This is a genomic window from Alicyclobacillus sp. SP_1 (assembly GCF_024706985.1).
Lineage (GTDB): Bacteria > Bacillota > Bacilli > Alicyclobacillales > Alicyclobacillaceae > Alicyclobacillus_I.
The window spans coordinates 23520-47951 of record NZ_JAMCCX010000021.1 but is presented as its reverse complement, the minus strand read 5'-3'; the positions used below and the strand labels follow the sequence as shown (position 1 = coordinate 47951).

Here is a 24432-nt window from a genome sequence, read left to right as displayed (position 1 = left end):
AAACGGGTGGAGATCCGAACGGTGCATACCATATTTTTGAAGGCGGCAGCGTCCGTCTAGTTCAATGCACCCGTCAACGGATAAAACCACTCTCATGAACCATTCTGTAGTCTGGACGCGAAATGGTCAAATGCGAAATGGTGCGATTGAATGAGGAAATGAGAGAAAAACGTACTTTTCCTGAGAGAGGCGAATGAATGTTGAAGATGTGAATCCGTGGTCGGTCGGCAGTTCCTCGCCTCGAGGGAAAGGAAATCGCGCTCTTCTGCGCGACTACCGGGTATACCTGTTGATAGGCATGGGTTCGATGTTGGTCTTTTTGTCGACATCCGCGTGGAATTCTGGAGTGGCCCCATATTTGAATCAACAGGGCCGCAGTCCCGCCGTGTATAGCTTTTTATGGACCATCAATGGCCTTGTCATCCTACTCGGCCAACCACTCACGACCTTGTGGAATCGCTTCATCAGCAAATCTTTGCCGTCTCGTCTGACCAGCAGTGCCCTTTTTTACGCGGGCGCGTTTGCACTGCTCTGGATAAACCACGCTAACTATGGAGATTTCATGGTCGCAATGGTCATTGCGACCCTTGGGGAAATGCTTATATCGCCAACCATCCCCTCCCTCATCACTCAGACAACTGGCCGTAATGCTGCCTTTTATCTCGGACTGGTCGGCGGGTTGGGGAGCGTAGGCCGGTTGATTGGTCCCGTCTTGTTCGGCAATGTATTTGACGTTGCGGGCCTTCAACCCATCTTGCTCGTCGCAGTGTTCAGTACCGTCTTAGCATCGATGCTGTTCACCGCACACGCTTTGGTCCAGCGTTCCAAAGTCAAGTCGCTAGAACCGGAATTATAACGCAACCGGAAGTATGACGCACCCCGCATCACAACGGGTAGTGCAGGGGCACCCCCATGAGCTTGGGCGTGGTCGGTTTGGCCACTTGAGACCAGGGCTCCATCGTAATTCCTACATACGAAAACTCTGCGCCCTTGGGAAGGGCGACAGAAACAGCACCGGCACCGTCTGCGTTGACCCAAATTCGCCCCGCCAGTTGGTGATGCCCCGCGCGCACCAGCCAGACATTGTAACACATATCTGGTGCCAACCGTTTCATGTGCTGCACCGACACAATCATCATCATACCGGCCTTTTGATGTACTAACATCAACGTACCCTTCGCTTCCGGAGCCGCCGCTGTTGGCTTAAAACTCTCCTCACGCATCAAGACGGTTGGAGTCATCGTCGACGGAGTCGCACCTTGTCCGCTCGACAACGTTGCCGCCCGTGGTAATTTCGGCATTTGATGACCTAAAAAGATGCCAACCATGAGCATCACCGCAGCCCCGGTAGCCGCTCCCAATAAAGACACCCGGTAGCGGAACAACCGCCCTCTGCGCGTCCTCACATAGGCGCGCTCATCCTCTATCTTTTGAGACAGATGGTCGCGCTCGAACGCCTCACTCTTCACACGGTCTTCAGAACCCTGAGTCAACGCACCCAGATGACCGTCAGAAACTGGCGGCCGTACAGCAAACGCCTGCGCCAGAACTTGGTCCTTTATGTCTTGCGCGCAACGGAGCAAAGCCGCGTCGAGAGGCACAGAGGAAAGTTCCCGATGGACTGACCAGAGCTCTTCCAACTCCAATTGACACGCCGGGCAGTCACTCACGTGCCGCACCATTTGTGCCCTGTCTTCTTCGCTCAAGTTGTCCAACAGATAGTCCACCAGTCGGCTAGACTGCACACACGGATGTTCTTCCGTCATGGTTGCACCTCCGAACGCCAAGCGTCCATTCCAACCCGCATTTGGCGGAGCGCTTTATGAAGCCTGGTCTTTACAGTTCCGAGGGGAATACTCAATATCTGTGCCACTTCGGACAGCGTATGTCCCTCCAAATAAACCAATTTTAAGATTTGTCGCTCTTCCAATCGCAGTTCCATCATGACCCGTTGCAAATCCTGCTGCAAAAAAGGCTCATCAAAGTCCACATGCAGAGGAATTTGCGTGAGATCGTCCGAACGAGTCGCTGCGTTGTTATCATTAGAGGATACGAAATGAACGGTTCGACGGTTTTGTTTGCGAACGTGATCAATCGCCAATCGTCTGGCCACCACCATCAGCCAATGCTCAAACAGGCCTAAGTCTGGATTGTACGCGCGCGAAGTCCAGACCCGCGTAAACACGTCTTGAACGATTTCTTCACACACGGTCCGATCCGCTGTCAATCGCAACGCAACCGCCCACACTCGAGACGCATAGCGGTCGTATAACAGCGCCAAGGCCTGTCCATCTCCCGCGACCATTTGACGGTAGAGTTCTTCATCGGACAACTCTAGACCGCTCCCTTCCAAACAAAGCCCATGCTAACGCCATCATACCGCGATCCGCCGCAAATTTCCGAGAAATGCGAGGTTGTGTGAAAAATACGACACGACCGAAAAACAATTTGCAGAGAATCTCCCTCGAGAGAAAACCGTTCCCCACAAATCGGCGTTTACTAGTTTGAATGCGCCTCACAGGGGCGACAACGCATGGGGGTGGCTATGATGGCAGGAAGAGCCAAGTTCATTCGTCGGGCGGGCATCGCATTTGCAGCGACGGCAGCATTGACCGCAACGACCATCGCATTTGCAGACACGCATCAGCATGTCCTGTTGAAAGAAGACCTATTTGGGAACATTCCGAACGTCACGATTCGTGGCGTAGCAGCGGGTGGAGCTCCATGGGTGGTCGACGGATGGGTGAAACTCACCAACGACCATCTGATGGCTTCCGGTAAATGGCTCATCATTCCGAAAACCGGCTACCTCGCCAATGGTAAGCCAATCCCTGCCGCGATTGCTGGCACCACTGCACATGTGCCAGAGGTCCTCGCAGAAGTGACGTTTGCCAATTCACCAGCGATTGTGACCGCTCCAGTCAAACTGAGCAGCGACGGCGACTTTACCATCAACGCAAACATTCAAGTGCCTGCGGGCGCTAGCCAACCCATCGTGCTGATTGGTCCTGGTGCGGACGGTAAAATGAAAGCATGGTTCGCCAGTACCAATTTCCTCTTCAATTATGGTGTGGCGACCAAAGCATCGGTGATGGGCAGTACCAAAGGGATGGGCGGTTCGAAATCCTGGTAACACTCAATCATTTTTCGAGAACCTCGCGAGCAGTCCTGCTTGCGAGGTTTATTGCTTCCCATCAAGCGGACAGTGCAGTTGAACTTCTAAGCTCCACTCTCTGTAGCCATAAGGCAAAATGTACTCATTGGGGATGGGACCATCCACCGCGTGCAAAACGTCAAGGAATCCAATGGCAGGCTCCAAGGCTAGATTGTGCTCATGGCGCCAACCGCCGTCATTCACCCAGACAGCCAAATGAGGAATGTCTTCTGGAGAGAATCGGAAATCAATACGTTCGCGACCATCCGCAGACGCAACTGCAGCTTCACCTACCCGCATTTTGTTGCGAAAGAACACTTTATGCGCTTCGCCACTGCGCTCCTCGGCTACCACGTCCAGCCGCTGCGATGCTCCAATATAAGGCCACTGATAGACGGCCTCTGGTTGTACATTCGGCAAGGTCGAGTTGGACACAACATAGTCTCTGCAGTCCTCCGGGAGGACGACCTGGTCCAAAGGTTGAATGGAGAGTAGAGGGTGCGCGGCCCAAAAGAACGGCATGGGAAACGGCGTGGGGTTTTTCACATGATAGTCAAAGCGGACAACGTGATCCTCTTTCAAGACAAGTCTCTTCTGCAACTCGTAAGGATAACGAATGCCATGTACTTTCAATGTCAGTGCATTGTCACTGACGGACGCCACCTGCCAGGGAAGAGACCAGACTTCCCCGTGGTCAGGGAGCGACACGTCTTGCCAAGGAGCGGTCGGAACGCGGCATGGATCGATGTTAGGAAACATCTCATCCCATCCCCTACCATCCGACTCGTCAAACGCGGAAGCATAGCCGTTGTTGCCGAGCGGACGTGACCCTTGATACAGCCATTCACGGCCACCGAAGCAGCGTAGCGAGACGATTTTCGACCCTAGCTCCGGGACGAGTACAATCCGCAACTGGTCCCTTTCCCCCACCCACACTTCCCGACCGCCTACCGTATCACTGGTAAATCCCATCTTGACTCCACTCCCCACTCGGTTCCATCGCTACGCCATACTCCACTGTCTCATTCAAATTTGCCATGGCCAGGGCCCTTTTGACCAAGCCCACGTCTCTCCCGTCGAACTGTTTCCATACTGGCGGAGCGGCCCATACAGTCGCTCATACTGCGACGTCACGGTCATCTTTCGGCGCTGGAACTGTTGAAACTGCGCCACGGCGCCTGCATCCTGCGGGTGCGTGTCGAGATATAAAGTCAAATCCACAAGGACAAAATCGATACTTTGCAATTCTTGCAAATAGGAAGCGTGCTGAGTTCCGAGTGTCTTGCTCACACTCTCACTCCTCCCCTGCTTTGCGAGGATAAGCGCTCCATAAGTCTGGCCAGAGTACGCCGTATTGAAGAGCTTGTCGAGGAGAGAACTGCTTCAACCCGCGACTCTGCGTCACCAGCCATTGATTCGGCGGAACGACAAAAAAGACACTCCCCGAAGAAGGGCATGGGTCGTTTCGGCCGCCGAGTCGTTCATAGGAAAACCACTGTTTGGTCATTCTGCTTCATCTCCCTGTCTAAAACGTTGCGTCACTCTCGATAGAAATATGCAGAGTGGACACTACAGAGACACTCAGGTTAGACCAAAACATCGAGAACCAAGACTTTCGTTCCTTCAAAGTAATCGCAAGACAGAAGACTTTTCAGCTCCCATTCTCTCCTTCTTCCGAGAGAAGCGTCGATCCTTTAGTGGAGCAGCAATGCGATCACCACGCCCACGACGCAACCACCGAGCACCTCTCGCGGCTTGTGCCCGACATGTTCATTAAGCACAGGCCAGTCCATCAACCACCACGGTACCTTCACGATGCGCATATGCCTCACCCGCGCATCTGTCCGTGATGTCTCTACGTTCATCCGCTCACCCGACGGAAGTACTGCGTTTTGCCCTTTCAAGTCGTGCAATAGACGGTTCAACAATGCCGCTTGGCGTCCCGTTTGCCAGCGCACGCCAGCCGCGTCATACATGACGACAATCGCGATGAAGAGTCCCAGTGCCAAAATGGGGTTGCGCCCGCCATAACGTAACCACAGTTCCACCACCAACGCAACAACAAGCGCGGTATGCGAACTAGGCATTCCCCCGGACTGCCTCATGCGTTGCCAGTCAAACCGTCTCGCTTGAATCATAATCAAAATCGGCTTGAGAATTTGCGCTACCACCATGGCGACTAGTGGTGCAATCCACATGTAAGCCGAATCTCTCCACATGCGATTTCCCCCGTGTCAATGCAAGAATAGCTTATCCAAAGGTGCCACGCTGTAGAATACAGACATTCCTAAGAAAATGACGGAAGACGCATAAAATGGAGCCAATGGGCCAACCGTGCTCCAGAGAGTGGTTCCCACCAGTGGACCGATTGCCATGCCGAGGCCCTCAACAGTCAGAAAGACTCCAAACATAGAGGCTCGTCTTCTCTCCGACACGCTTTTCGTGAGGACTGCATTCCAACTTGGCAAAATAAACGCGTAGGCCGCTCCAATTCCCGCCACTCCGACAAACACTTCCCACACAACGCGCAGCATAACCAAAATTGGAAGACTAACCGCAGAGAGCACAAACCCCGGAACGAGAAACCGCTTATACCCAAAGCGGTCTACTAATCGGCTCATCGGGAGTTGCAGAACGACCGTCGCTGTGCCACCTGCCACCAACAAGGCGCTGTAGGTACTGCCAGTCAACCCCAAATTGTACTTAGCATACATTGCAAATACCGGCAACAGTAGTCCTAGTGCAAAAGTCTGCACAAAAATCCCAGGGAAGAGCATTCGCACACTGCGAATTTCACCTAACACAGATCTTAACGTGGCAGGATGCGTTTCGTCGTGATTTCCGTCCATAGGCAAAGAACTTACAGCAAGCACAAATCCAAGGGTCCAAACGAGTAGCAACAGATGAAATGCACCGATTCCCCGGTGGCCAAACACTAAGCTCATACTGACCGCGCCAATGCCAACTCCAGCCAACCATGCCATCATAACTCCACCCATAGCGGTCGCGTGGGTCACACTGGGTTGATGTCTGGTGACCGCCGAGATGACTGCAGGCCATATGAATGCCATCGCGCTACCGATGAGCGCACAACCGGACAAAAGCCACACCGGATGACTTCCATGAAGCACCAACCAAAGACCCAACAAGCCGCCAGCCAATACCAATCCAACGGGTCGCTTTGGTCCAAATTTGTCAATCAACCAACCTGCCGGACTGCGTAAGCCCGTATCAAAAAGATAATGAGAAGCAATAGCGAACCCAATCCAAATGGTCGGCAACCCAAGAACTCCGTGGATGTATATGGGAAGTACATAGAAAAGGAGTGCACCTCGCACAAATTCACAGAAGAACAACGTCACCAGTGCCATCAGGGAACGACCACGAAATATTTGCCTCATCAGTAGCCGCCTCCCGTCCACAACTCATAAACATCACCAAAATTCCAAGTGTAGAACGGGTCTGCCACCAGTCCAATCGATGCAACTTCTATGCACCCACAGTCACAGTATACCCTACATTTCAGTCAAGCTGCTCCCCAATCCATTCTCTGCAAGACGTGTTCGGAACGCTTCATAGAGCAAAATACTGCCCGCCATGGCCGCATTCAGGCTCTCCGCTCTACCCAGCATTGGAATCGAGACAATGTGCGTTGCGAGATTCTTGACTCTTGCAGATGCACCGTTCGCTTCGCTTCCAATAACGAGTAGCCAAGGTTCAGCAAAGGTGATGTGCGTACAAACGTCCTGACCATCCGCATCCGCCACATACACCGCACCCATCGGATGGCGCAATCTCCACTCTTGCAGATAAGTAGCGCTGTCCGCCTCAGTCGAGTGAATCCGAAACAGCCCACCCATCGAACTTCGTGCAACTTTCGGAGCAAAGACATCAACTGTTCCGCGCCCCACACAAAACTCACCCACACCAAATGCTTCAGCACTGCGAAGCAAAGTTCCAACATTCCCAGGGTCCTGTACGCCATCCAAAAGACAGGCAGTGCTTGGATACGTGGGCGTGTGCATCTCTTTCGGAATGCGCGCGACCGCCACCACACCTTGCGATGAGACGGTGTCTGACAAAGCTACAAAGGCATGACTTGAAACCTGAATGGCGCTCTCTGGCCAACGCGGATGACGACGCAACCGCGCCACTTCCTGCTCTGCAGCATCCTCGACAAAGATACACTCCACAGGCCAGTCGCTGTCCAGCAAGTCTTGAACGAGGCGGACTCCTTCTACCAAGCACATTTCTCGCCGCTCTCGTTCTTTCCGCGTTTTTAAGCGCGCATACAATTTGATTTTGGGGTTTTGAGGAGAATCAATGAACATTTACAAAAACCCTTTCTCAAAGTACCTGCCCACCGCGCTGACCCTATCAAGTCTTCTTTTTACAAGGGAAAGCCCGACCGTCACGGCCGGGCTTTTCTTCTTTTCAAGCTTCCATCTTAGTGCGAGCTACTTTCACCAATTCAGCAAAAGCGACTCGGTCAGAGACGGCTAACTCAGCCAACATCTTGCGATTCACTTCAACGCCTGCCAACTTCAGTCCATGCATTAATTTACTGTAGGACATACCACTTTGGCGCGCTGCAGCATTGATACGTTGTATCCACAATTTCCGGAAATTACGCTTGCGAACTCGCCGATCTCGGTAGGCATACGCCAACGACTTCATGACCTGCTGTTTTGCTGTACGGAACAAGCGATGCTTAGAACCGCGATATCCTCGAGCCAACTTGAGAATCGCCTTATGACGGCGACGGGTCACTTTGCCCGACTTAATCCTTGCCATACAAACTTCCTCCTCAAATCCAAAGGCAGTTCATCCGACTGTACAACCGACTCGGTTCCACAGTGCCTGCCAGAATCATCTATGTGACAAGTTGCATGGGTCGCTCGGCATCTTGTCCATGTGCTTTACGAAAACTCTTGACTTAACTCCGGGACTTCGACGACCTTAGAGATAAGGCACCATTTGCTTAATCCGCTTCATATCGGAATTCGAGACCAACGTCGTTCCACGCAAGTTGCGCTTGCGCTTTGAAGACTTGGTTTCTGCCTTGTGATACGCGAACGCGTGAGCGCGCTTTAATTTTCCGCTCCCGGTGCGCTTGACGCGCTTTGCAAGGCCACTGTGTGTCTTCATCTTTGGCATTCATACAACCTCCTGTAGCTACTGAACAAACCGAATTCGCGCCAGAGTTAGACGGTGACTTTGGGGGTGAGAATCATAATCATACTTCTACCTTCCAAGCGTGGTACACGCTCCACCGTCGCCTTCTCTGAGGCGGCTTGCGCAAATTTGAGCAAGAGCTGCTGCCCAATTGAAGAGTGCGTAATCTCCCGGCCGCGAAAGCGAACGGAAATCTTTACTTTGTCTCCCTCTTCGAGAAACTTCAAGACATTCTTCAACTTGACTTGAAAGTCATGTTCCTCAATGTTCGGAGTCATGCGAACTTCCTTGAGAAGAATCACTTTTTGATTCTTCTTGGCTTCTTTCTCTTTCTTGCTCTGTTCGTACTTAAACTTGCCATAGTCCATAATGCGACAGACAGGCGGCTTCGCAGTTGGCGCTACGTTCACCAAGTCAAGGCTGCGTTCTTCCGCCAAACGTCGAGCATCTCGCAAGGACATAATCCCCAATTGATTGTTGTCCTCGTCAATCACTCGAATCTCGCGCGCCCGAATCCCATCATTGACTTGATACTCTTCTTTGCTAATCTGCAGTCACCCCCGGTCAATTTTCCGCAACTCGCCATCAAAAAAGCGCGGACTCAGCACCCGCGCTCTCGTTTCTTTGCACCGTCAAACCTGCAAATCAACTTTGGACCCGCCAGCAAAACCAGCTAGGTGAGAAGCGAGCGCCTCCACTTATTCCAACGTAGTATATGCGATTTAGGGCAGTTCGTCAAACCTTTAAAAGTTCCTTCGAAGCGACTTCCTCCTTGACCTTTGCTACAAAGTCAGCGAAGTTCATGGTTCCTAGGTCCCCAGTACCATAACGGCGAACAGACAGCGTCCCCGCATCACGCTCTTTCTCCCCAACAACGACCGTGTAGGGGATTTTATGCACTTGCGCTTCTCGAATTTTGTAGCCAATCTTTTCTCCACGCAGGTCGACTTCAGCACGAATGCCAGCCGCCTTGAGTTTTTGCTCAACCGCGGCACCATAGTCAGCAAAATCATGAGATACCGTGGCCACCCGCACCTGCACAGGAGCGAGCCAGAGCGGAAACGCTCCGGCAAAATGCTCCGTCAAGATACCCAAAAACCGGTCGACAGAACCGAAGATGGCACGATGAATGACCACTGGCCGATGCGCCTTCCCATCTTCGCCGATGTACTCTAAATCAAACCGGATCGGCAAATTAAAATCCAACTGAACCGTGGCGCATTGCCATGTCCGTCCGATGGCATCCTTGATGTGAAAGTCAATTTTCGGCCCATAAAAAGCACCATCTCCAGGGTTGATGTGATAGGTCACCCCGGCTCCATCCAGGGCAGCTTGCAACGCGCTCTCGGCCTGATTCCAGAGTTCATCCGAACCGAGAGAATCGTCCGGGCGAGTCGACAGTTCAATGTGGTGCGTGAATCCGAACACACCGTACACTTTTGCAACCAACGCCAGCACTCGTTCCACTTCCTGGCCGATTTGGTCAGGCCGGCAGAAAATGTGCGCATCATCCTGAGTAAAAGCCCGAACACGCATCATACCACCGAGTGTACCGCGAAGTTCATGGCGATGCACATGTCCATATTCGGAGATGCGAAGTGGTAAATCTCGATAGGAGCGCAGCTTGTTTCGATAAATCAACATATGCCCAGGACAGTTCATCGGCTTCAGCGCATACAGCTCTTCGTCCGCCTCGGAGACGTACATGTTCTCGCGATAGTGGTCCCAATGGCCCGACTCTACCCACAATCGCTGATTCATCAACGTGGGAGTGCGGACTTCTTGATATCCATATTCCACCTGCAAGGCCCGTTCAAACGACTCTAATTCATTGCGAATCACCAGTCCATTGGGCAAATAAAACGGCATTCCCGGAGCATCTTCGGAGAACATGAACAGTTCCAGTTCTTTTCCTAACTTCCGGTGATCCCGCTGCTTTGCTTCTTCCAACATCTTCAGGTGCTCATCTAATTCGGATTTTTTGGCAAAGGCGACTGCATACAGGCGGGTCAGCATCTCTCGTTTACTGTCCCCACGCCAGTACGCACCCGCCAAGGACATCAGACGGAAGGCTTTGATACGGCCAGTAGACGGTAAGTGGGGTCCGCGGCAAAGGTCGACGAACTCTCCCTGGCGATAGAGGGTCAGCTGCGTACCTTCGGGCAAATCCTGTATGATTTCCACTTTGAAGCGGTCTTTGCGCTCCTCAAAGAGTCGCAGCGCATCATCACGCGACACTTCCTCACGGCGAATGGGCAAGTCCTCTTTGATGATGGCCTGCATCTCTCGTTCAATGTCGGAAAATTCGTCGGGGGTAAAATCGTGATCGGCAAAATCATAATAAAACCCGTTCTCAATGACCGGCCCAATGGCAAATTTGGTGCCAGGATACAGTCTGGCCACCGCCTGAGCCATGCAGTGGGCAGTGGAGTGGCGCATGACCGCCAGTCCCTCGGCATCATTTAAGGTGAGGATTTCCACCGCCGCATCTTGAACTAACGGCGTGGATAAGTCGACCACCACACCATCCACTTTTCCAGCGACCGCTTCTCTGCCCAGTCGGCCTGAAATAGCGGCGGCCAACTCGGCCAAGGTGGTCCCTTTCTCTACAGACCGCTCGCTGCCATCTTTCAGTACCACAGTGCACTCTGCCATTTTCCGTTCCTCCTCGTTTACGCCCTTTTTATTCCATGTTCGAGACGGCTTGACGTACCAACTAGCCTCCGCGCCTGGCAACAGCATGCAAAGACAAAAATAAAACGCCTCGCCCCGTAAGGGACGAGAACGTTGTTCCCGTGGTTCCACCCAAGTTCACTGCGCCACCAGATTCGACACAGCCTTCATTCTGCGTATAACGTTCGCCCCGTCTGACGCCGTCCCGCAAGGTCCGACTTTCGCTCAAGAAGTGGTGTCTTTACGATGCTTCTGCCCGGGGCTTTCAGCCTATGGCCACCGAGTCTCTTTGTGTCCGCCATCGCAAAGCGCGTCTTCTGTCTTCGCCCCAATTTGTAATTGCAATCTATGCTACTCTGCTCTCTCGGGAATTGTCAAGTCACAACTGTGACTGACGCCTCTGCACGCTGCAGACATCTTGTAACGCTGCAGAATGCCTCGAACAGTCTGCCTCGCCTGCGTTGAACAAGGTCCGGCAGATTCGGCAATCAAGGCACCACTCGAGGCGCGGACAAAACAACGCGGACAACTCGGCGACCGTCTGTCGCCCGAAGTATCCCCCACCAACCCGATGCACGACAATGGTCGAAGATGGCCTCTGGTGCAATGCCGCCATCAACTGGTCTTTAGCCGATGATTGGAGGCATATTCCCGTCTCTAAGGCATTTATCGTCAACAATTCCCCGGAATCGTCACAACCCCAGAGCAAGTGATTTTCGACAAACACGTGCACACGATTGGAGGGTCGCTGCCAGCGTTGCATGAATTCCGCCATCTCTGTGCATTCGCTGTAGATGCCATCGACGTCTGCCTCACCCGCGAGCATCCAGAGATAGTGGTCCATCGCCTTTAGTTCCCGATGACAGTGAAACGTCATGAGAGCATCCAGATTGACTACGCTCCGCATTTCCAGTTGATATTCGAGAGCACGACGAATCTTAGCGCGGCAGCGACGCCAACTTTCACTGCAATCCGAAATACCGTCAAACAGCCCCTCGTACAGTCCGACCAATGCCACATAGCTTCTGAAACCGGAACTACACCCTGGAGACAACTGCTTGAGCCGTCTTCTCCCCCAGTCGAGTAGCCAATCTACGCAGGCAAAATCCAACAACGTGCAGACCACGGTTTCTTTTGTGTTCGCCGAAAGCGTCACCACCGGTGCGGGCCATCCGCTACTACACTGCACAGACAGCGCTCTTCCCACTCTGCTTATCCGCCGTGTGAGACTCTTCCACGGCCCCACAGTGACAACGGAAGTTTCATACATATACCTCATCCTCGTCCAACGGTTACCACACTTTGTGCTGGAAACGCGACCCACTCGCAAAGCCACTGCTACCCTTAGTATGGGATTTAGCCCCAGATTCATTCACTCGCCAAGGGTCACTTTTCGATCCACTGGCAAAACCACACTCCGTGTCCACACGAAGTCATACCTGTATCTTCATGCAGCACAAACAAAATCCGCCAGCAAAGCTGGCGGACCATCAAGTCATACTTGCCGATTTGGTTATGGTGCGGCTGACAGGAATCGAACCTGTGACCCCCACCGTGTCAAGGTGGTGCTCTCCCTCTGAGCTACAGCCGCAAGCAAGGCAACGCTCTGCATCATATCACAGCATTTGAAGAGAAGTCAACTGGTCAAATTCAGGTGTGAAACTCATGAATCCGCTAACTCCAACCAACTTGCCGTCCATGTCGCCGTCCGTCGATGCGAACACAAATACTCCGTACGCTTCACACGGTCATTCATACAAACGGGCTGACGGCGTGCCGTCAGCCCGCAAAAGCGCGACAATCAGAACTTGTTTACGTTGGCAGCTTGCGGACCTTTCGGACCATCAACGATGTCAAACGAAACATGTTGGCCTTCTTCGAGACTCTTGAAGCCATTGCCCTGAATTGCGCTGTAGTGAACGAACACATCATTGCCACCGTCCACCGCGATGAAACCATAGCCCTTTTCAGCATTGAACCACTTCACGGTACCCTCGTGCATTCAAACAACCCCCTAGAGCACTTTCACAAAGTGCATATTAACGACTTGCAAACACCGTAAAGGAGTCTCCTGCGACACGGGCATCAACGAGCCGTGGTTCGGCGTAACCGTGGTGCAAAAAACCGACACCCCTGGACAACTGCTAGCCCAGAAACATCGGCTGTCGGTCGTACGGGAACTCAAGGTTAGTTTGCATAGTACAATACTATCATACCCTAAATCTCAAAAAAGTAAACCATCCAATACGCCAAATCCAAAATTCCGTCGTGTAATGGTGCCGAAGGCGGGACTCGAACCCGCACGCCCTTTCGAGCAAGCGATTTTAAGTCGCTAGCGTCTGCCATTCCGCCACTCCGGCATAACTGGCAACACTGTATCACGGCGGGACGTGCGATGTCAATTTCACGTATTTGTCATATGGCAAGACCGAAAAAAGCAGTGAATGAGGTACGGGATGATCGAATGTGATTTGCCTCTCGGACGGCGAAAAGGAATCTCTACAGCGTCTCAGGTAAACCATCCGCATGGAATATCATAAATGTTGTTTACGGGTCAATAATTGGCTGTCATTCGTCAAGGCTCGTGGAATACTGGAGGCTTAGCCGAGGACATGCTCGCAAGGCCTTGACGGAGCAGAGAAGTCCATCATCCAAAGCCAGGGGATAAAACATTAACAGGGATTCATCCCCTCTAACTGGCGATTGTTAATGGGTCATGTATTCAACGTATCGAATTCGTGTATAATGTAGTGGGATCATCCCACTAGGGAGGTTTATGATGTCTATCCTTAAACCAATATCGGTTCGTTTAGATGATAAAGGCCGCTTAACACTTCCTCGCAGTGTTCGTGAGGCGCTACACGCACAACCAGGGGATGTGTTCTTTCTCCAGCCCGAAGAAGATGGAGTACGCATTGTTCGAACGGAGAACCCGTTTGATGCACTGGCTAAGGAAGCAATTCGAGAAGATGACGTGGGCGAAACCATTGCACTCGATGACATTCTGAAGCGTGAAGGGATTTCAATCGACGAATGACGTATGACATCCGATTGACCAAGAAAGCCGATAAAGACTTTTCAAGTTTGGATAGGGTTGAGATGAAAAAGGCAGCGCAGGCTTTGGCAAAGCTCAAAACCGACCCATATGCCGGTCATACCCTATCCAGCAAGCTAAACGGCGTACGGAGCCTTGAATTCTCCGCTCCTGGTGGAGCGTATCGGGCCGCTTACGTTGTTCGTGAAGAACTGAACCGGTGCGTTGTGTTTATGGTGGGCAGTCATGAGAATTTCTATCAGGAAGCAGAGCGACGATATGAGGCATTGAAACAAAGCGGACAAGCCTAGGGTGCTTAAGGGTAGGATCAGTCGGTTTACCACAAAGTGCATTCACATTGAGTACGATTGTTCTCGTGTGGCTTGAACTGCCAGGAAGACCATCACCTCCAATCCGAATACAGAGAGAAGCAAGATGTGCTCAATCAGCTTCTTTGTATTGCGCCTGCAACACATCGACAACGGACGGATCGGCCAAAGTCGTGGTGTCGCCGAGTACCCGACCTTCGGCAATATCGCGCAAGAGTCGGCGCATAATCTTCGCACTTCGTGTCTTTGGCAACTCTGCCGCAAACAGAATTTCTTCCGGACGCGCCATGGCACCAATTTTGTCGACAACGTGCTTTTTCAATTCCGTCACAAGTTCGTCGCTTGTGGTCACTCCCTCTCGCACCGTCACGAAGGCAGTAATCGCCTGACCTTTCAACTCGTCAGCGCGACCTATGACTGCTGCTTCGGCGACCGCCGGGTGTGAAACAAGCGCACTTTCAATCTCCGCCGTTCCGATACGATGACCCGAAACATTGATGACGTCATCCATCCGACCTAAAATCCATATATATCCATCTTTATCTTTGTGGGCCCCGTCTCCGGGTAAATAAACCCCGTCGAACTTCCCGAAATATGTCTTTCGAAAGCGTTCGTCATCACCCCAAACGGTTCGCAGCATCGAAGGCCATGGCTTGCGAATCACCAAGTAACCACCATTCCCTGGTGCTACTGAGTTTCCTTCTTCATCCACGACATCCGCGTCAATGCCGGGCACCGGACGCGTCGCAGACCCGGGTTTCGTGACGGTCAGTCCAGGCAGAGGCGCAATCATAGCGCATCCGGTTTCTGTCTGCCACCACGTATCGACGATGGGACAACGCCCGTGACCAATGTGCTCGTGATACCACATCCACGCCTCCGGATTGATGGGCTCACCGACACTTCCAAGTAGCCTCAATTGGGAGAGGTCGTGCTGCTCCACATGCGAGCTTCCCCACTTCATAAACATTCGAATAGACGTGGGTGCGGTGTAGAGAATCGTCACACCGTACCGTTCGCAAATATCCCAATATCGATCTCTCGTGGGGTAATCAGGAGACCCCTCGTACATGACCGTCGTGGCTCCTGCAGACAGAGGCCCATAGACAAGATATGTATGCCCGGTCACCCAACCAATATCTGCAGTGCAAAAAAACACGTCGTCGTCTTTAAGGTCGAAGACGCTGCGCATGGACGTATTGGCCCCAACCAAATATCCGCCCGTCGTATGGACGATGCCTTTCGGTTTTCCCGTTGTGCCCGAGGTATAGAGAAGGTAAAGAATATCCTCAGAATTCATCGCCTCCGCGGCAAGAGGCGCAGCAGAAGTGCTCTGACTTATCTCATGCCACCAAACATCGCGTCCGGCTTTCATCGAAGCATTCGCGGCAGCCCCCACGCGCTTGACGACGAGTACTGTGTCGATCCCGGTGTCCTCGACTGCTTCATCTGCATTCGCCTTCAGCGGAATCACATTTCCGCGCCGATACCCTCCATCCGCCGTGATGAGAATTTTTGCATCCGCATCGACAATTCGTTCATGCAGCGCTTTGGCCGAGAATCCGCCAAACACAACTGAGTGAATCGCACCAATTTTGGCACAGGCCAATAAGGAGATTGGCAGTTCAGGAATCATCGGGAGATAGATGGTCACCCGGTCTCCACGTTCTACGCCGAGGTCTTTGAGCATGCGAGCTGCCCGGTTGACTTCGCGGGCGAGCATGTCGTAAGTCAACACAAGGCGGTCGCCTGGCTCACCTTCCCAGATGATGGCCGCCTTGTTCTTTCGCCCATCGGTCAAGTGTCGATCGACACAGTTGTACGCAGCATTGAGCTGCCCTCCCGAAAACCACTCTGCATGGGGAGGATTCCAGTCGCAAACGCTTTCATAAGGAGTGAACCAAGAGAGGTGCTGCGCTTGTTCCGACCAATAGGATTCTGGGTCACGAAGTGCAGACTCGTAAATGTCTGGATTATTAAAATTCGCCTTGACTTGAAAGTCATCGGGTGGATGAAATGTCCGCTGTTCTTGCAGCAGGGTATCCATTTTGTTAGCATCCATACGGCCCGCAGCCCCTTTCACGAAAAAACAGAAGTCTCTTACGAATCTAAATATATTTGTACCACAATCCTTACGCATCGTCCATCTGTGTTATGATACAAATTCAAAAAACCGCTCATCCTTTTCAAGAATGAGCGGAACAAAAAAGTTACCAAGCATATGCCAGAGCAGAGCCAGCAGCGAGCCCGGTCAAAGCACCAAAACCAAAAAATAGCGCTGGGAAAAACACCAATTCTGCAGAAACGTCTTGTTCTACTGCTCCGCTATCGCTCTGCCCGTCTACTGCATGCAAAACCGGAGTCTTGTGCGCCGACGACGACGTCAACCGAGTTCCCGGGCGATACGGGAGTAAGTAAATCCCATGCGGCGTGACCGACTGCAGGAGTCCATGGTATACATGACCACTGACATGATGAACGTGCACAGACTGTCCTTGCAACCTTACGGCCTGGTGATACAGAGGATGCATTGCATCCACCTCCTTGAAAGCAGAGTGTTTTCCCTTTAGACTATGTACCCATTTCACAGCGAGATCGGGCAGGTGCATAGAGACTTGTGACAATTGAAGACACTATGCTAAAAGATACAGTCGAACCGAGACCGCGCTGCCCGTCAAAACCACGACCAGTCACGGTCGCAGAAGCGAAGTCTCTTCTCCCGAATACAACACAGCAAGATGGTGAAGCGCTCGCGTGCAGGCGACGTACAGGAGCTTGGCGTTTCGCTTTGTGAGAGGGTAGCGTGTGGCATCCGCATCGACCAAAACCACACCATCAAATTCCAGACCTTTTGCCATAGACACCGGTAGCACCGAGATGCCACCCTCATAAGCGTGGTGCTCGGCCGTGATGGCATGCGTCACAAGGCCAGCCTGTTGCATTGCGTCGGCATAGGATCTAACGTCCCATTCGCTCTGACACAGTACCGCCAGGGTGCGACATCCGCAGGAATGGAGGCGCATGACCTCGCGCACCGCCTCAGACAGACGGTCCGTTTCCTCGACGTGCCTTTCCATGACTGGCTCGCCGCTTCGATACACGGGCGTGGCCTGCGGTAAATCCGGATATGCCTTCAGTGAGCGATTGGCGACTTCAATGATTTCCATCGTGGACCGATAGCTGACGGCGAGTGAAAACTGCATCGCTTTCTCTACTGGAAACAGATCTAAAAATTCAGACCACTGTTCAATGCCAGATTGTGTATGGATGCTTTGAGCGAGATCGCCCAATATGGTAAACGAATCGCTTGGGCAATAGAGACGCAATACCTGCATCTGTGCCGGAGAAACGTCTTGTGCTTCATCGAGCACAACATGTTGAAACGTTGCGTCGGGGCGAATGCCATACAAGAGCGCCTGTAGGTACAAGAGCGGGGCCAAATCTTCCGTCGCCACGGTAGGCAGGCTTTTGCTACCAGGTTTGCCGTCTCGACGTTGAGAAACCCAGGCCATCGGCTGGGCTGATTGATACAGCTCCATGAGGGATATCTGTGGCCACAACTTGCTGTAGGACCGCAATCTCGATTGAGCTTGCTTGCGCACCGCCTTGCCAACATCGTCATCTCGCTTAGCCCGGTATTGAATGTCTACCCAACGCTTGATTCGGCCAAGCGTCCGCTCGATCCGATGAGCCAACGGGTACCTAGCATAGTCCACAGTAAACCACGTGTGAACTTCGTTGTAGGAGAGAATTGTGCCGGCCCACGGTTCAAAATCAATCTGAGGAACGGCCCGCTGCTCAATCTCCTGAACGACTGCGTCGATCTGCCTCAAGAAGGAAGCCCGACTCTTTGCAAAGACGACATCCATTTTACCGTCCCATTCTGCTTCATGACCATCGAGCGGCTTAGGCAGATGCTTGACGTCATCGGTCCGCCGAACAACACCGCTCAATTGAGTCCATGCAAATGCGGCAAACGTCGTCTGCTGAATGCCACCCACACCCAGTTCGGGCAAAACCTCAGAAATGTAGTCTACAAACATTTCACTCGGTGCAAAGATGACCATTCTTCGCGTGTCCAGTTGTTCTGGATGCTGATAAATCAAATAAGCGAGGCGATGGAGCGCGACGGTCGTCTTGCCACTGCCCGCCACACCTTGAATGACGATGGCCGACTGGCGTGGAGCACGGATGATGGCGTCCTGTTCAGACTGAATGGTCGAAACAATATCGCGCAAGCGATGGTCTCGACCTTCCTGTAATCGATACAGCAAAAATTCGTCTTGTACGCCGAGAAAATCTTCCCCGAGAACATAACTGTCCACCACTCGTTCGAGTACTCGCTCGCGAACGACGATGTTGCGCTTGCGGTGGACTGTCCCCTCAATGATACCCTGGGGTGCATTGTAAGAATTTTTTGATTGTCCGCTGGCCGAATAAAAAAGGCTGGCAGCCGGAGCACGCCAATCCATGATAAGTTGCTCGCCTGTCTCTGGCGCCTTAAGACCACGTTTGCCAATGTAGAATACTTCCGGTCGCAAAGACCCATCCTCTTGAAAATCAAGGCGACCGAAGTATGGCTCTCTGGCCACCACGCGCAAGTCTTCCAATTGTCGTTCGCGAATTCGGTCGACTGCCAAACTCGCGACTTCATCTGCCGTCTGAGGTTCATTTCTGTCTTCCGAAAATTCTTTGGGGAGAGTTGCCCATTTTTCCACCATGATGTCTACTTCTCTTAAAATCTTTTGCAGTCGAGCATTCTCTTCTTCAACGAGTGGAGAGGCCGTATCTGTGCGTCGTGACTTGATTGATGCGTCCAACAGTATCCTCCTCAGCGACTGAAAAGACTACTGACGATATCGTGCGCTATCGGAACGCTGCCGTTGTGCTCGTTTTCGAGCACGCCGAGACAACAGTCGCTCACCAAACTCCGCGAAGCCCACGACCATTGCAATTTTCCCTAAGATATCGAGAATCGGTTGCAAGGTAAAGTAGACAGACAGCGCGACAAACGCGATAATAGCGAAGAATATGACCAACAAACTGAGGAGTACGAGCACGACGATGAGCAACGCATGCATGTCTTTCAACCTCCTCTTGTACTGTTCTAACCAACCTGCGGACAACTAGGACATCGTTCTATTGGAATCTTCTCAGTATACCACATGACACCGGGAGTCCGTGCACGATAGAAACATTTTCTTGCTCGGTTCACCAATGCACGTCTCCTGCGCATGCACTTTATTGCCAAACGACCGCAGTTTGCGGCCGTGAGGGCTCAAACGAGGATGGAAGCGAACATGACCGATATCATTCCGGAATGTTTGAGGAATTGGCTGAACAGCTCCGGATGGACACTGACCGATTGGCGGCTCGTGGAAGGCACGCACCAAGCGACCGTTCACGAATGCACGGTTGTGCGGGGACTCGAAGAGAGAGCGTGGGTATACAAGGAGTTAACGATGGCGCAACATACGGAACAAACCGTGGCGAAACATGTACTTCCCCACTTACAAAACTTCTCACCGCACATTGTACACGTCTTTGAAGGCGCAGAGACTCCCGGAATTCTCAGCGTTCATGGTGGCCCTTCGCTTACCAACCAATGCCGCCGTCAATCCCTAGCTCATACGCTCTCGTGGTTTCAACGCTGCGCTGTAACACTGGCGGAACTTCATAGCCGTCACGAATCGTCCGCTCTACAGTGGCACCGCGCCGGCTACTTGCCAAGCCTGACATACGCGGAATGCAGTGAATGGCGCGAGTCCTCTTTTGCTATCATCGAACACGAAGCAAAAGCGCTTGAAGACGTTTCTGGCGTACACGCTGCAACTGGCGAGGCGCGCCGCTTTCGCCAACGATGGTACGCACTAGAACCTCTCTTTCAGCGCTCCTTAGATGGCCGCAAGACCATAACTCATGGAGACCCGCACCGCGGCAATTGGATTGTCCAAGACACCGACCAGCTACGGCTCGTAGACTGGGAGGCGGCTCGTTACGCCTCTCCAGCCCGTGACATTGCCACCCTCGTACAGGATTTCCCTGAAAAGCAAGGTGCCGAAAGCATTTACACACTCTACTGCCAGACACTCGAGCAGGCCGGATGGGACACCTCCTCGCCGACCTTTCGACTTCAGTACCTCTGCCAACTTGCCGACGCACTCCTGATGATGATGGGCTGGGAGTACCGAGCAATTTGGCAACAGCCTGCTAGCCCGTGGACAGACAAGTGGCGTCGGCTCCTCCGCTGCGTGCGAGCCATCGAATTGTCCTTTGGCTAAAGCGAGTAGACCCCCGCAGTCTTTGAGAACGGTTCCGCGTGGCAATACCTCGAACCAAAGAAGTCTGACGCATGCCCCAGAGCCGACAGCGTCTGGCTCGAACTACCTTGTTCTCCATCACTAAAGTGAACTGTAGTTATCCGCTCCCGAGCCACAGAAGCATCACCCATACCCTCGTCGCGCCGGTCCGAAGGAGAGCCATCGAGCGCGCGAAGAAACAGAGAAATTCCACCGCAGTCTAGGACTAAACCAGTCGAATCGGCTGTCCTCGTACTTTCTTTCCGCAAAGTCGAGGACGTGTTGAAATACCTCTCGAAATCTTGCTGATACAGTTCCACATTCCAAAGGCCGAGGGTGAGCGCCACAATGCGAGCAGAATTGCCGAAGGTCCGCACCCCACCCTTGTTGGTGCCGGCCAAAGAGGCCCATCTTGTCTCGTCGTCCTCTTCCCATTCAATCAAAAACGGCAGCTCTAATCCTGCGGTTTGGCGCCTCGGGAAGAGCATTCTCCAGCGTAACACGCGACCATCGGGGCGCGTTCGTGAGGCCGCAACTGGGCCCACGTAAGTTAAGCCTTGTCTGCTCCATGCCGCCACCACGCTATCCATGCGGTCAGTTCGAAATGCAAACCACCGCGACCCACCTCCATTGGCCAGCCCGTGCAATACGTGCCGACCAAAGACGCTCTCCCGGGCCACTTCCGCAGATTTCAAACCTACCCACTCAAGATACGACAACCCGAAATAAGCAAGCCGGTTGTACGTCCCAAAGCCGGGATGCTCTCCCCCCGCCGCCGTGACAAAGCCAAAGCGCTGTTCACACTGCAAAGCGACTTCCTCTGGAAGTTCGACGACGTGAACCACATGGTCAAAGTGAAGGTGCGAACGGACCACAAACTCCGACATCTCCTATGCACGCTCCACCGCTTTGACATGTTGAGCCCAGTGATACGGGGTCTCCTGATAGACACAGTAATTGAGCCAGTTAGAGTAGAGCAGATACGCGTGCGAGCGCCAGTTGTGCAGTGGTTTTTGTGTCGGATCGTCCGATGGAAAATAGTTCTTTGGCACATCAACCGACAATCCGCGCGCGCGGTCCCGATGGTATTCTTCTGCCAGCGTCAGACAATCGTATTCGGAGTGGCCCATGACAAAAATTTGCGTTCCCTTCTTATTGGCGACCACATAGACTCCGGCTTCTCGGGATGACGCCAAAATTTCCAATTGATCATGGCGGCGAATATCTTCTGCGCGCACTTCTGAATGTCGCGAGTGCGGGGCCATGAACCCTTCATCAAACCCGCGCACCAGCGGTGTCTCCGTGAGGACTTGATGCTGAAAGATGCCAAACATTTTGTTCTCCAAAGGATACTTAGGAATGCCGTAGTGGTGGTACAACCCCGCCTGCGCGCCCCAGCAGATATGCATGGTGGAGGTCACGTGTTCCTTACTCCAATCAAAGATGCGCGCTAACTCCGGCCAGTAACCCACTTCTTCGTAGTCCAAATGTTCTATCGGAGCCCCGGTGATAATCAAACCATCTAAGTTGCTATCTTCCATTTGTTCAAACGTCGAATAAAAAAGTGCAAGATGCTCAAAGGCGGTATTTTTCGGTTCATGCGTAGCCATTCGCAGCAAGGTAATCTCCAATTGCAAAGGGGTATTGCCAAGAAGGCGCAACAACTGCGTTTCCGTGGCTTCCTTGCGCGGCATGAGATTCAAAATGGCAATGCGTAGCGGGCGAATGTCTTGATGAAAAGCACGGTCCTCATCCATCACAAAGATATGCTCGCGCTCCAGCACCGCCTTTGCGGGCAAAGCTGTCGGCAATTTGATAGGCATCTGCCAAGCCTCCTCTCAAACTCTCGGCCGATCCCGCTAGCGAATCGTTCCTCTAAAGATACTGCGACTTGTGCTAAACACACAAGTCGCAGTTTGTGCTGCCGATTCTCGAAACGCAGGATCCCATGGCTGACGGTTGATACAAATGGAGTCCATCCGCCAAATCGCTCGCCTCACAATTCCCACAAAGGACCTACTTGGCAACGGACACAGCTTCCATCAGAGCATCGCGTTTTTCAAGATACTCCTCATAGGTACCCCGAAAGTCAATCAGACCATGCCCCGTTAGTTCAAAAATGCGGTTGGCTACGTCACTGACCAACTGGCGAGCGTGGGACACGAAGAGTACACTTCCAGAAAACTCCTGGAGCGCTTTCGTCAACGCATCAATCGACTCCAGGTCCAAGTGGTTAGTTGGTTCATCCAGCACCAGGACATTCCCTTGCAGCAACAGCATCTTTGCAATCATCAACCGAGCTGTCTCGCCCCCGGACAACACTGCCGTCGACTTGTGCACTTCATCTTTAGAAAACAACATTCGGCCAAGGATACTTCGGATGGTCTGCTGGTCCGTCTCCACGTCAAACGAGGACAGCCAGTCGTAAACGGTGGTGTCTTTAGGAATCGTGTCGTTGTGGTCTTGCGTAAAGTATGTTGGAAGTGCCGACGTACCCCATTCAACCGTTCCTTCCGTCGGGGCTAATTCTCCCAGGAGTACATTCAACAAGGTCGTTTTTCCAATACCATTCGCCCCAATGAGAGCAACCTTGTCTCCACCCACTACCTGAAACGCCAAGTTGTGAAACACGGTCTGCTGGTCGAACGCTTTGCTGAGATGACTGACCTCCACAACCTGTTTTCCAAGCGGCTGTTTCGCCACGAATTTGATATAGGGAGATACCCGGGAAGACGGGCGAACTTCTTGAATTTCAATCTTGTCAATTTGCTTTTGTCGGCTGGTGGCCTGCTTTGCTTTACTCTTATTGGCAGAAAACCGTGCGACAAACTCCTTCAATTCCGCGATTTTTTCCAAATTCTTCGCATTCTCTGCCAACAGCTGTTCACGGGCTAGAGAACTGGCCGCCACGAAGTAGTCGTAGTTCCCAGAAAACATCGAGATTTCCTTATAGTCCACGTCCACCATGTGAGTGCAGACGGTGTTTAAGAAGTGCCGGTCGTGGGAGATGATGACCATCGTCCCGCGATGCGTCAACAGGAAACTTTCCAGCCAGCGGATGGTATCCAAGTCCAAATGGTTTGTAGGCTCGTCCAACAACAGGACATCCGGTCGTCCGAAGAGCACTTGGGCTAACAACACGCGCAATTTGAATCCGCCATTCAAAGAACTCATGGGTTGATGGTGATGTTCCACCCCTATGCCGAGACCCTCGAGCAACTCCGCCGCAAAGTACTCCGCAGAGTACCCATCCATATCCGCGAACTGACTTTCCAATTCGCCCACGCGCATGCCGTCTTCTTCTGACATTTCCGGCAGAGCGTACATGCGATTGCGTTCCTGCATCACTTCCCACAACTCCGGGTATCCCATGAGAACGGTATCCAGTACAGTGCACTCGTCGTATTGATAATGGTCTTGACGAAGCACACCCACCCTGAGACCAGGAGCGATAGAGACAGAGCCAGTGCTGGGTTCAAACTCACCCACCAATATTTTCATAAACGTCGACTTCCCGGAGCCGTTTGCACCAATCAGTCCATATCGATTTCCTTCATCGAAACTCAGGTTGACGCCTTCAAACAATATGCGGCTACCAAAGGACACCGACAGGTCCTTTACGCGAATCATCTCTTCGTCTCCTCATCTCACAAATTCATCATCGCATTAGTATAACATGAACCGGAAACGAGCGCCGCCCCTGAGTTTCGACATAAAAAAGAGTACCGGAGAGACATCCATCTCTTCGATACTCAGAGCGCCGAACAC

Annotated in this window: 26 protein-coding genes and 2 tRNA genes; 5 read left to right on the top strand and 23 right to left on the bottom strand. The window is 52.5% G+C overall.

The window, feature by feature from the left end; all coding sequences use genetic code 11:
- Positions 1 to 193 precede the first annotated feature (193 nt).
- The gene (locus M4I36_RS07055) at positions 194 to 856 is read left to right on the top strand and encodes an MFS transporter (protein ID WP_258111025.1); all 663 of its coding nucleotides are present in this window, start codon (positions 194 to 196) and stop codon (positions 854 to 856) included.
- Between the two features lie 28 nt (positions 857 to 884).
- Here the strand turns inward: M4I36_RS07055 and M4I36_RS07050 are convergent, their stop codons facing one another.
- Together M4I36_RS07050 and M4I36_RS07045 are read right to left on the bottom strand one after the other, a co-directional pair.
- A complete protein-coding gene (locus tag M4I36_RS07050; RefSeq protein ID WP_258111024.1) occupies positions 885 to 1766 on the bottom strand; it encodes an anti-sigma factor in 882 nt (293 codons plus the stop codon).
- On the bottom strand, positions 1763 to 2332 hold the full coding sequence (locus M4I36_RS07045; protein WP_258111023.1) for an RNA polymerase sigma factor: 570 nt from the start codon (positions 2330 to 2332) through the stop codon (positions 1763 to 1765). Before M4I36_RS07045 ends, M4I36_RS07050 begins: the two co-directional genes overlap by 4 nt.
- A gap of 201 nt (positions 2333 to 2533) precedes the next feature.
- Between M4I36_RS07045 and M4I36_RS07040 the strand changes: the two genes are divergently transcribed.
- On the top strand, positions 2534 to 3133 hold the full coding sequence (locus tag M4I36_RS07040) for a hypothetical protein (RefSeq protein ID WP_258111022.1): 600 nt from the start codon (positions 2534 to 2536) through the stop codon (positions 3131 to 3133).
- A gap of 48 nt (positions 3134 to 3181) precedes the next feature.
- On the opposite strand, the gene M4I36_RS07035 is transcribed toward M4I36_RS07040, so the two are convergent.
- From M4I36_RS07035 to M4I36_RS06970, 14 genes are all read right to left on the bottom strand, one after another.
- Positions 3182 to 4126 (bottom strand): aldose epimerase family protein, encoded by a 945-nt coding sequence (locus M4I36_RS07035; protein ID WP_258111021.1) that lies wholly within the window; start codon positions 4124 to 4126, stop codon positions 3182 to 3184.
- Positions 4127 to 4180: 54 nt separating this feature from the next.
- The gene (locus M4I36_RS07030) at positions 4181 to 4444 is read right to left on the bottom strand and encodes a spore coat protein CotJB (protein ID WP_258111020.1); all 264 of its coding nucleotides are present in this window, start codon (positions 4442 to 4444) and stop codon (positions 4181 to 4183) included.
- Between the two features lie 4 nt (positions 4445 to 4448).
- Positions 4449 to 4661, bottom strand: coding sequence for a hypothetical protein (locus M4I36_RS07025; RefSeq protein WP_258111019.1), 213 nt, complete (start codon positions 4659 to 4661; stop codon positions 4449 to 4451).
- Between the two features lie 187 nt (positions 4662 to 4848).
- Positions 4849 to 5373, bottom strand: coding sequence for a divergent PAP2 family protein (locus tag M4I36_RS07020; protein ID WP_258111018.1), 525 nt, complete (start codon positions 5371 to 5373; stop codon positions 4849 to 4851).
- A 15-nt stretch (positions 5374 to 5388) separates the two neighbouring features.
- Positions 5389 to 6555, bottom strand: coding sequence for an MFS transporter (locus tag M4I36_RS07015; RefSeq protein ID WP_258111017.1), 1167 nt, complete (start codon positions 6553 to 6555; stop codon positions 5389 to 5391).
- A 114-nt stretch (positions 6556 to 6669) separates the two neighbouring features.
- Entirely contained in the window at positions 6670 to 7485 is an 816-nt protein-coding gene (locus M4I36_RS07010; protein ID WP_258111016.1) for a TrmH family RNA methyltransferase, read from the bottom strand.
- 103 nt (positions 7486 to 7588) lie between these two features.
- Positions 7589 to 7948 (bottom strand): 50S ribosomal protein L20, encoded by a 360-nt coding sequence (gene rplT / locus M4I36_RS07005; protein ID WP_258111015.1) that lies wholly within the window; start codon positions 7946 to 7948, stop codon positions 7589 to 7591.
- 165 nt (positions 7949 to 8113) lie between these two features.
- Positions 8114 to 8311 carry a 50S ribosomal protein L35 gene (rpmI, locus tag M4I36_RS07000; protein ID WP_258111014.1) on the bottom strand — a complete coding sequence of 66 codons (198 nt, stop codon included), beginning with the start codon at positions 8309 to 8311 and terminating at the stop codon, positions 8114 to 8116.
- 47 nt (positions 8312 to 8358) lie between these two features.
- Positions 8359 to 8877, bottom strand: a complete 519-nt coding sequence (gene infC / locus M4I36_RS06995) for a translation initiation factor IF-3 (RefSeq protein ID WP_258111028.1) — start codon at positions 8875 to 8877, stop codon at positions 8359 to 8361.
- Positions 8878 to 9064: 187 nt separating this feature from the next.
- A complete protein-coding gene (gene thrS / locus M4I36_RS06990) occupies positions 9065 to 10984 on the bottom strand; it encodes a threonine--tRNA ligase (protein ID WP_258111013.1) in 1920 nt (639 codons plus the stop codon).
- A 397-nt stretch (positions 10985 to 11381) separates the two neighbouring features.
- Positions 11382 to 12272, bottom strand: coding sequence for a hypothetical protein (locus M4I36_RS06985; RefSeq protein WP_258111012.1), 891 nt, complete (start codon positions 12270 to 12272; stop codon positions 11382 to 11384).
- Positions 12273 to 12518: 246 nt separating this feature from the next.
- A tRNA-Val gene (locus tag M4I36_RS06980) sits at positions 12519 to 12593 on the bottom strand.
- A 210-nt stretch (positions 12594 to 12803) separates the two neighbouring features.
- Positions 12804 to 13004, bottom strand: coding sequence for a cold-shock protein (locus M4I36_RS06975; protein WP_258111011.1), 201 nt, complete (start codon positions 13002 to 13004; stop codon positions 12804 to 12806).
- A gap of 272 nt (positions 13005 to 13276) precedes the next feature.
- A tRNA-Leu gene (locus tag M4I36_RS06970) sits at positions 13277 to 13362 on the bottom strand.
- Between the two features lie 419 nt (positions 13363 to 13781).
- On the opposite strand from M4I36_RS06970, the gene M4I36_RS06965 reads away from it, so the two are divergent.
- The gene (locus M4I36_RS06965; RefSeq protein ID WP_258111010.1) at positions 13782 to 14039 is read left to right on the top strand and encodes an AbrB/MazE/SpoVT family DNA-binding domain-containing protein; all 258 of its coding nucleotides are present in this window, start codon (positions 13782 to 13784) and stop codon (positions 14037 to 14039) included.
- On the top strand, positions 14036 to 14347 hold the full coding sequence (locus M4I36_RS06960; protein ID WP_258111009.1) for a type II toxin-antitoxin system RelE family toxin: 312 nt from the start codon (positions 14036 to 14038) through the stop codon (positions 14345 to 14347). Before M4I36_RS06965 ends, M4I36_RS06960 begins: the two co-directional genes overlap by 4 nt.
- Before the next feature lie 130 nt (positions 14348 to 14477).
- Here the strand turns inward: M4I36_RS06960 and acs are convergent, their stop codons facing one another.
- The 4 genes from acs to M4I36_RS06940 form a co-directional block, all read right to left on the bottom strand.
- Positions 14478 to 16427 (bottom strand): acetate--CoA ligase, encoded by a 1950-nt coding sequence (gene acs, locus M4I36_RS06955; protein ID WP_258111008.1) that lies wholly within the window; start codon positions 16425 to 16427, stop codon positions 14478 to 14480.
- Positions 16428 to 16575: 148 nt separating this feature from the next.
- The gene (locus tag M4I36_RS06950) at positions 16576 to 16896 is read right to left on the bottom strand and encodes a hypothetical protein (RefSeq protein ID WP_258111007.1); all 321 of its coding nucleotides are present in this window, start codon (positions 16894 to 16896) and stop codon (positions 16576 to 16578) included.
- Between the two features lie 159 nt (positions 16897 to 17055).
- Entirely contained in the window at positions 17056 to 19185 is a 2130-nt protein-coding gene (locus M4I36_RS06945) for a HelD family protein (RefSeq protein WP_258111006.1), read from the bottom strand.
- A gap of 27 nt (positions 19186 to 19212) precedes the next feature.
- The gene (locus M4I36_RS06940; protein WP_258111005.1) at positions 19213 to 19446 is read right to left on the bottom strand and encodes a hypothetical protein; all 234 of its coding nucleotides are present in this window, start codon (positions 19444 to 19446) and stop codon (positions 19213 to 19215) included.
- Between the two features lie 219 nt (positions 19447 to 19665).
- Between M4I36_RS06940 and M4I36_RS06935 the strand changes: the two genes are divergently transcribed.
- On the top strand, positions 19666 to 20646 hold the full coding sequence (locus M4I36_RS06935) for an aminoglycoside phosphotransferase family protein (RefSeq protein ID WP_258111004.1): 981 nt from the start codon (positions 19666 to 19668) through the stop codon (positions 20644 to 20646).
- Here the strand turns inward: M4I36_RS06935 and M4I36_RS06930 are convergent.
- The 3 genes from M4I36_RS06930 to M4I36_RS06920 form a co-directional block, all read right to left on the bottom strand.
- Positions 20643 to 21551, bottom strand: a complete 909-nt coding sequence (locus tag M4I36_RS06930; protein ID WP_258111003.1) for a VOC family protein — start codon at positions 21549 to 21551, stop codon at positions 20643 to 20645. The two genes, M4I36_RS06935 and M4I36_RS06930, sit on opposite strands and share 4 nt — an antisense overlap.
- A gap of 3 nt (positions 21552 to 21554) precedes the next feature.
- A complete protein-coding gene (metA, locus tag M4I36_RS06925; RefSeq protein ID WP_258111002.1) occupies positions 21555 to 22487 on the bottom strand; it encodes a homoserine O-acetyltransferase MetA in 933 nt (310 codons plus the stop codon).
- A gap of 193 nt (positions 22488 to 22680) precedes the next feature.
- Positions 22681 to 24294, bottom strand: coding sequence for an ABC-F family ATPase (locus tag M4I36_RS06920; RefSeq protein ID WP_258111001.1), 1614 nt, complete (start codon positions 24292 to 24294; stop codon positions 22681 to 22683).
- Positions 24295 to 24432: the final 138 nt, after the last annotated feature.